The 8,366-nt window shown below is 37.5% G+C and carries 8 protein-coding genes; 1 reads left to right on the top strand and 7 read right to left on the bottom strand.

Annotated features, from left to right (window positions below):
- A partial coding sequence (locus tag VJ937_RS04390) for a glycosyltransferase (RefSeq protein ID WP_324065676.1) occupies positions 1 to 800 on the bottom strand: 800 nt, incomplete at its 3' end.
- A 78-nt stretch (positions 801 to 878) separates the two neighbouring features.
- Positions 879 to 1,958 (bottom strand): sugar phosphate nucleotidyltransferase, encoded by a 1,080-nt coding sequence (locus VJ937_RS04385; RefSeq protein WP_324065675.1) that lies wholly within the window; start codon positions 1,956 to 1,958, stop codon positions 879 to 881.
- Between the two features lie 208 nt (positions 1,959 to 2,166).
- On the opposite strand from VJ937_RS04385, the gene VJ937_RS04380 reads away from it, so the two are divergent.
- Positions 2,167 to 4,599: a YfhO family protein gene (locus tag VJ937_RS04380; protein ID WP_324065674.1), complete on the top strand. Its 2,433-nt coding sequence runs from the start codon at positions 2,167 to 2,169 to the stop codon at positions 4,597 to 4,599.
- A gap of 58 nt (positions 4,600 to 4,657) precedes the next feature.
- On the opposite strand, the gene VJ937_RS04375 is transcribed toward VJ937_RS04380, so the two are convergent.
- The 5 genes from VJ937_RS04375 to VJ937_RS04355 all read right to left on the bottom strand — a co-directional run.
- Entirely contained in the window at positions 4,658 to 4,951 is a 294-nt protein-coding gene (locus tag VJ937_RS04375) for a hypothetical protein (protein ID WP_324065673.1), read from the bottom strand.
- Between the two features lie 21 nt (positions 4,952 to 4,972).
- Positions 4,973 to 5,524 (bottom strand): sigma-70 family RNA polymerase sigma factor, encoded by a 552-nt coding sequence (locus tag VJ937_RS04370; RefSeq protein WP_324065672.1) that lies wholly within the window; start codon positions 5,522 to 5,524, stop codon positions 4,973 to 4,975.
- Between the two features lie 90 nt (positions 5,525 to 5,614).
- On the bottom strand, positions 5,615 to 6,058 hold the full coding sequence (locus VJ937_RS04365; protein WP_324065671.1) for a CGGC domain-containing protein: 444 nt from the start codon (positions 6,056 to 6,058) through the stop codon (positions 5,615 to 5,617).
- A 555-nt stretch (positions 6,059 to 6,613) separates the two neighbouring features.
- On the bottom strand, positions 6,614 to 7,471 hold the full coding sequence (locus VJ937_RS04360; RefSeq protein WP_324065670.1) for an FKBP-type peptidyl-prolyl cis-trans isomerase: 858 nt from the start codon (positions 7,469 to 7,471) through the stop codon (positions 6,614 to 6,616).
- 21 nt (positions 7,472 to 7,492) lie between these two features.
- Positions 7,493 to 8,366, bottom strand: an 874-nt coding sequence (locus tag VJ937_RS04355; RefSeq protein ID WP_324065669.1) for an FKBP-type peptidyl-prolyl cis-trans isomerase, incomplete at its 5' end; no start/stop codon positions are given.

Genomic DNA, 8,366 nt, shown 5'->3' with positions numbered 1-8,366 from the left:
ATTAATCTGTATGAAAAGGTACTATTTCTTAAGTAATTCTCTATTTCATTCGCTATAGAAGCTTTATGATTACCGTAGGTTAGCGGAAAAACCAGGCAAACCTCATCTTTTAGCTTCTCATCAATCTTATTTATTTGCTCTAAAATTTTGATGTGCTGGTGTACATAATTTGCAGAATAACCAACCACTATAATTTTCTTGTCCATTGGTAATTTTAGAGTATGTGCCATTCGCTCCCTATCCTTCAGGTTTTTGTATCTATCAATAATGGATAAATTACTGTTCCCAAAACGAATTATATGTTGTTTGGCGGGATTAAGTGAATTATAGTACCTGAATAGATCTTCTGCTGTTTGAGGATTCGTAGTTGTAATTTTATCAGCACGCCTTAGAAGGGTTCCCTTAACTTTTTTAGCCCATGAGTTATTCCTATAAAAGTCTGAACCAAATATCGTTATAACTATACTTTTTGTATTTCTGCGAATTGACCTAAAGATGAAAACATAGAAAATATGTAAAAAAAAGATATGTACCACATCAAATTTATGCTTTACCAATGCACCTTTCAAAATAATTATACTTTTATAAAGCTGTATTAAAACCGATTTTTTACCACCCTTATATGCATTGTTTATTTTTGAATTGTTCTCTAATATTCCGGGCTCGTATTTTATTACCTCTTCTTGCTTACCAAAAGGATTATAAAAATATATCTCAGGCCCGTGCTCCTGGTTATGTAATTCTTTAAACAGGTCATGCATAAATCCACTACCCGGAATCCCCAATATCAGTACTTTCACAAAATCAATTTTAAGGTTATTCTAACAATTTTTAATGTAATCCAATAGCTTCCTAAACAGAAAACATCAAACTTTATTTTATTCGGCAAGATTATCCAATCCTCTTATGTAATCGTTCCATTGACCTATATCGACCCATGACTTTTCACTAACCGGAAAAACACCAACTTTTCGATTCTGGCTTCTAACCTTTTCAATAAGTTCTGTAATATGAAAAAACTTTTTTTCCGGTATCTCCTGTAAAAGATGGGGCTCTAATACATACATGCCTGTATTAACCATGAATGTTAGTTCAGGCTTCTCCTGAATTTCTGTAAGCAATCCGTTTTCAGCGGTTTTGAGTGTTCCATAAGGGATAGGATAATGCTTTAATCCGCCTACAATGGTTAATTCGTTTTTATTCGTTTTGTGATATTCAAAAATCTCGGAATAATCCTGATCAATAATTATATCGCAGTTTGAGACAAAAAATGTTTCGTTAATTTTATCTTTTAAATAAAAAAGACTTCCTGCGGTACCTAAAAAATCGTCTTCAATAATATAATTCACATTATACGATCCTGGCTCTAAACTCTTAAAATACTGCTCTATAAGCTCATACTTGTAGTTAACAGTTAAATAAACATCCTTTACCCCCACTTTATTAAACCGATCGATTATTTTCTCAATAATTGGTTTTTCTCCTACAGGGACCAAAGCTTTAGGGATCACATTTGTTAACGGTTTTAACCTGGTTCCTTTTCCTCCGGCCATAATTACAACTGGACAATCGATTTTCTGTGAAGTAGCTCCTCTGGTAAGACCAGTGATTTCATCTCCAAAATGAATTTTTATAATATCGCCCGAATCATTTACCACCGGCATAAATTCCACTTTTTTCTCAATAATGAGATTTTTTATTTCGTCGAAGCTATCATGTTCATGGGCAACATTAACCTTATGCCTCGGCCTGAGAATATCCGCTATTATGGTCTGTATTGGTTTTCCCTTTATAAGCGCTCGCTGAATATCACCAATACTCAGCATACTATGATATTTGGAGTCCTTCAATACAATTAAAAGTTTGGTTTTAACTGTATCCATTTGTTTTATGGCAGCCAACATGGAACTTGATAGCTCTATTGATAAATCAGAAACTTTTGGATGCGATTGATTCATTATATATATTTTTTTTGCAGGTCTTTCAATATAGCAAAAGCGGCCTATTCTAAATCTAATTTATACAAAGATAAATTCAAAAGCTCAAATACCATCTTAAATGTGATAAATCCACAAAATAAAAAAGGTAAATTAAAATGATGTTCGGATATTTCACAAAAAAAATGTATGTTCGTTTTGCGAAAATAGAAACAAAAGAGCATACAAAATGGAAAAGCAAAACATGCAACAAATATTAAAGCGCATCTTCCCACATGTGGTGGCTGTAGGTTTATTTCTCATAATTTCTTATGCCTACTTTTCGCCCCAACTAGAGGGGAAAAAACTTCAATCTGGTGATGTTGCCAATTTTAAGGGAGCAGCAAAAGAAATCATGGATTACCGGGCCGAAACAGGTGAAGAAGCATTGTGGACCAACAGAATGTTTGGCGGTATGCCAGCTTACCTCATTTCAGTAAAAGTAAGAACAAATGTTTTTTTGTATATCAATAAGCTTTTGCAGATAGGCGACAGACCTGCAAGTTATCTTTTTGTGTGCTTGCTTGGTTTTTATTTAGCCCTGCTGATTTTTGGCGTAAATCCGTGGTTAAGCATGGCCGGTGCAATTGCCTATGCTTTTTCATCGTATTTTTTTATAATTCTGGCAGCAGGTCACATGACCAAAGCGGTGGCCCTTACCTACATGCCTGCAGTTATTGCCGGGGTTTACAGTACTTATCGAAAGAAAATGTGGCTCGGAGCGGCAGTTACAGCACTTTTTCTGGGGCTGCAAATTAAGGCCGCTCACCCCCAAATAACTTACTATACAGGCATGGCAGTGCTTATATTTGTAATTTTTGAATTCGTATCATCAATCCGAAAAAAACAAATAGTAAATTATCTTAAAAAATCAGCCGTGCTACTTGGTGTGGCAGTATTGGCCCTGGGTAGTGATATTCCGCACCTTTGGATGACTTATGAATACGGAGAATATTCGATCCGGGGTGAGTCAGAATTATCTGATAAATCCGGTAATCAAACAGCGGGGCTCGATAAAGATTACATTACCGCCTGGTCATATGGAGTTGACGAAACACTTACCGTACTGATTCCCAACTTTATGGGAGGGTCTTCGCATGGCAGCCTTGATAAGGACTCAGAAACCTACAAATGGCTCACCGGAATGACAAGTCCGGCACAAGCAAGACAATACATTAAAGCGCTACCGCTGTATTATGGAGATCAGCCTTTTACATCGGGGCCGGTTTATTTTGGGGCCGTGGTAATGCTGCTTTTTGTGTTTTCCCTTTTTGTATTGCGTGGTCCGGTTAAATGGTGGCTGATAGTTGCAACTCTGCTATCGCTATTTTTGGCCTGGGGGCGTAATTTCATGTGGTTTACTGATCTGTTTATAGAATACTTCCCGGGATACAATAAATTCAGAACGGTTAGTATGACTTTAGTTATTGCACAGGTTACTGTTCCGCTTATGGGACTGCTGGCAATTAAAAAAATAATGGATGAAAAAATCAGCAAGGAAAAGGTAATCGAATGGCTTAAATACTCACTCTATATCGTTGGCGGAATAGCATTAATTTTTTCGATATTCCCTGGCTTACTGACCGATTTTAGTAATCCGGCCGACCAGCAATCACTGCAAAACCAGGCATTTATAGATGCAATAGAGACCGATCGTAAGAACCTGCTTCGAGGAGATGCTTTCCGCTCGTTGGTTTTTGTAATATTGACAGCTATTTTGCTGTGGGCATTTGTAACAGAAAAGCTTAAAAGAACTTACTTTTTTGCTGCCTTAGGACTGTTATTTATTGTAGATATGTGGCCCGTCAACAAACGATACATCAACAATGATAATTTTGTGAAAGCACGCGAAATTAAGCAACCATATAAACCAAATACAGCTGATCAGCAAATACTCCAGGATAATAGTATGCATTACCGGGTATTTAATACCACGGCCAGGCTCGATCAGGATGCACGCACCTCATATTTTCATAACAGCCTTGGTGGCTACCACGGAGCAAAAATGCAGCGCTACCAGGAAATGATTGACAGGCACATTGGGCAGGGTAATATGGATGTGATTAACATGCTAAATGCCAAATACTTTATTACTGCACAAAACAATCAGAAAATTGCGCAGCGAAATCCGGGAGCCCTTGGCAATGCATGGTTCGTAAATAAAGTAAAACTCGTAGAAAACGCTGATGCAGAAATTGCCGCACTAAACGACTTTGATCCGACGAAAACGGCCATTGTTGACCAACGTTTCAGCAACCATGTAGCTGATTCATACGCAATTGACTCTGCAGCAAGCATCAAACTTACCAGCTACAGCCCTAAAAAACTGGAATACAAAACCAAATCGAAAACAAAGCAGCTGGCGGTATTCTCTGAAGTATATTACCCTGCAGGTTGGGAAGCTTCAATTGATGGAGAGCCGGCAAAGCACATTCGCGTTAATTACATATTGCGGGCACTTGAAATACCAGCAGGTGAACACTCGGTTACATTTGAATTTAGACCGCAATCATATTACGCCGGCCGCAATATATCGCTGGCCAGCTCCATAATTCTTATTTTATTTGTAATTGGGGTTTTCGGAGTTGAAATTCGCAGCTATTTAAGAAAAGAAACATTATGATTTTTCGAAAATAGACTAAAAGAGCCGGATGTGCAATGTAGCAGATCCGGCTCTTTTGTTATTTATTATCCTCTTGCTCTTTTTCGTGTATCACCTTTCGGTGAATATCTTCTTTCTCCTGCACAGAAAGCTTTTTATCGTTCCTCATTTGAACTGTTTTTATGGTACGATCAATCACTTCGATTTGCTTATCGTAACGTCTGCAGAATTTACAAAACATCAAGTGCATACAGAGTTGGAATTTTTCCATTAAACTCAGCCTGCTGTCTTGCTTTTTTGAAATCAAATAGGTAGACTCATCACAGGATATCATACCTGGTATTTTGCCTTTTCTTATATGTGAATTATCCATCAGCTTGTGCTTCTTTTCTTTTTATTGTTTAAACCAAATATTTTCCAAACATTCGCGCAGCTTCAACCGTGCTCTGTGCAATATCACCCACAAGTTAGACGATGAAAGGTCCAACTCCTTACAAACAGTTTCTGTCGATTCACTATCAACAGTTTTCATTATAAAACATGCCTGCCATTGCAAGGGCAAACGTGTCATACAAAGTTTTAAAGCATCGGCAAGTTCTTCGTTTTCTATCTCTTCAAGCACTGTTTTATCCCAACTGGCAGGTCCACGGTCATCTTTCCATTGCCCCTGATGCATTCCCATATCATTAAAAGGTAAATTATCCAGGAGCAAATGATCTGAAGGCTTTCCTTTTGAACGATAGAAATCAATTATTTTCCGTTTTAAAATAGCCGTGAGAAATGTCTGCTCATTGCTCTCTCCTCTAAAACTATTTTTGGCTTTTAATGCAGCAAAGAATACTTCCTGAACCATGTCTTTCGCCGATTCCTCATCACTTAGCCTGGCGTAAGCGTAATTATATAAATAGTCACTATATTTTTCAACCCAGGTTTCAGGATGCAGCATAATAAAGTTTTTACCAATATAAGATAATTAGATTAAAATATCCAAAACGTAAAAATCATATGCTTTATATTTCTAATTCAGATTGCAACCCTAGTTATATTGTTCCATAATGGCTGGGGATTCACTAATCAAATGTCCGGCAATTTCATCCATTTTGGAAGCTTGCCAGAAGGATAAGTTTTCATGCGCTTTAAAATACTTCATTGGAATGGGATGCGTACCAATCTCCACAGGAATATTGTAATAACTTTCTATAAACTCTTTAAATTTCCTCAAATGTGGGCATGGCGGGTACCCCACAACCATTCCTGTCGCAAGATGAATGACCTCTGCACCATTTTTAATCATTTCCTGGGGCGCATATTCAACATTACCTCCCGGACATCCGCCACAATTTGTATATCCCACCAATTCGAGTTTTTCATCTTTAGGATACTTTGCAAATCCGCCGGTGTGCTCACGCATTGATCGAAAACATTTTCCTCCACCACACAATTTATACCTTGCACAAATTATAATACCTATCTTAGTCATAATAACCTCCTTTAATTAACTACTAATATTTACCAACCTTATTCATTTTTCCTTTGATGTTCCATATTGAATCGTTATGAACCATGGTTCAATATAATGATTAATTATCAAAAGCCAATGAAAAAATTATATAACCATTAGAGCGGCAAACAAATTAAACATATACAACTCATAATAAGCCATATATACAAAATAATTAAACCCGTTACACCGGAAATTGAACAACTCTAGCAAGAGTTGTAAAGCATTATTTATGCAGTTTCAGATTTTCTGAAAATTTATTATAAATACCTAAATAGGAATGAATCGGCCTCAGATAAATCTAAAGACGAATATCATAAGGGCTGATATATTACAAAAAAGGCCACTCAACTTACATTAAATAATTAATGCAAATGGAGCGGCCTTTTACTGGAAAAACGACTAGCATGGTGTCATGTTTAAAATGACAATAAGTTGCATAGCAACGTTCTGAAAGCATTTTTTAACCCAGATAAAAATGAAAAGAGCAATACTTGGTCCGTTAGCTTAAGCGTGGCATGACACTAGTTATATTTAATTCACTTTCTGGAGCTCTACATCAAAAACCAAGGTTGTAAACGGTGCAATATTGGCGCGGGGAAGTCCTTCCTCTCCATAAGCCAGTGGAGAAGGAATTAAAATAGTAGCCTTGCCACCGACTTTCATTTCCTGAACGCCTTTTTCCAGGCCTTCAATAACCTGATTGCTGCCTATTGTAAAAGTAAAAGGTTCACCCCGCTCATATGAATTATCGAATGGACTACCGTCCACAAAATAGCCAAGATAATCAACACTTACTTTATCACCGGGGGTTGGAGAAACTCCATTACCTTGTTCTATTGTCTTTACAAAGTATCTGTTCAGATGCACTGAGTCTTGTATCCCTAATCCTTTGGCAAAATGCTTTAATGCAATTAATTCACGCTTTCTGCCGCTAATCTGGTTAAGCTGCCTTTCCCGCTCAACCTGATCCAAATCTTTAATGTCGGCCAGGCGAATATCAAATCGCAGCTTGTCGCCTTTCTTTAAAAATTCGGGAACATTCTGTTCTTCATCGAAGCGATAGTAATCAAGTGCATCGATCAAAAATGCCATCGAATCGCCTTCGTGCATAAATTTCAGCGCATCATTAATACCACCTTTGTATTTCGATTTTTCTACCTGCACCCGAAACATATTTGCACGTTTAAGCACACTATCATTTGGGGCCTTTATAGATATGCGCAAGGTTACTATATCGCCATTGCGGGGCGACAGGCCAACCTCAGACCGGTCAATAAACAAATAATCAAAACCTTTTTCATGAGTTTGAAACTCTTTACTTTTTCCTCCGCACGCCATCATTAGAGTGGTCAATGCAACGATTACAAGCGCATTAATAATACTCTTCATTTTATCAAAAATTTTTAAAAATTAAACTTGTTCTTCACGGGACCGAACCTGTATCAATTCCAATTCATAGATCACAGAAGTAAAGGGTGGTACAATTCCCGTGCTTGATCCATCGGCCCCCCAGGCCAAATCTGAGGGTAAAATTATGAGTGCTTTTTGCCCCTCACGCATCAAGCCAATGGCTTCCTCCATTCCTTCAATTACCTGCCATTCGGTGCCGTATACAAATTCAAAAGGTTGTTTTCTTTTTACAGTAGAATCAAAAAATTCGCCATTCAGGAACTTTCCTTCATAGTTAACGGTTACAATATCTCCTTTTTCCACTTTTTCTCCGTTTGATTGGTTCAGTGGAATAAAGTACATACCACTTTCAGTAGGTTTTATGTCTATTTTTTGTTCCTCAATAAAATGACGCAACACAGTTTGTTCATATTCGCCAAAATCCTCAATCCATGCCAAAAACTCCTCTTTCTCTCGTCTGTATTCTTCAGCCGATCGAATCATGTGCATTCTGATACCCACTTTCATATTGCTGTTTTCCGGAATAAAAGAAGGTAATTTGGCATCTAATGTCTTGGCGAACAATCCATCTGCACTTATTATAAAACTGGCGCTGTCATCCTCGGCCAGCATCATGAAGCACTCCTCTATACTGCCATCAAATTCAGATTTAGCCAATTGAAAAGTTCGCTTACCACGGAAAAAAATACTATCATCCATTGTTTGGTAAGCAATATCGGCTGTAATATAATCACCCGCTTCCGGTTTATGTCTGTCGTCGCCAAACATAAACAACCGATAATATATAGCACCATCATTTGCCTTGCTATAATCGGGATATGGATTAGATTTACAGGCCAACAAGAATAATAAAAGAATATAGATAACCCCTGAC

This window comes from Salinivirga sp. (assembly GCF_035268865.1).
Classification (GTDB): Bacteria; Bacteroidota; Bacteroidia; order Bacteroidales; family Salinivirgaceae; genus Salinivirga.
This window is presented reverse-complemented; position numbering and strand designations above follow the sequence as displayed.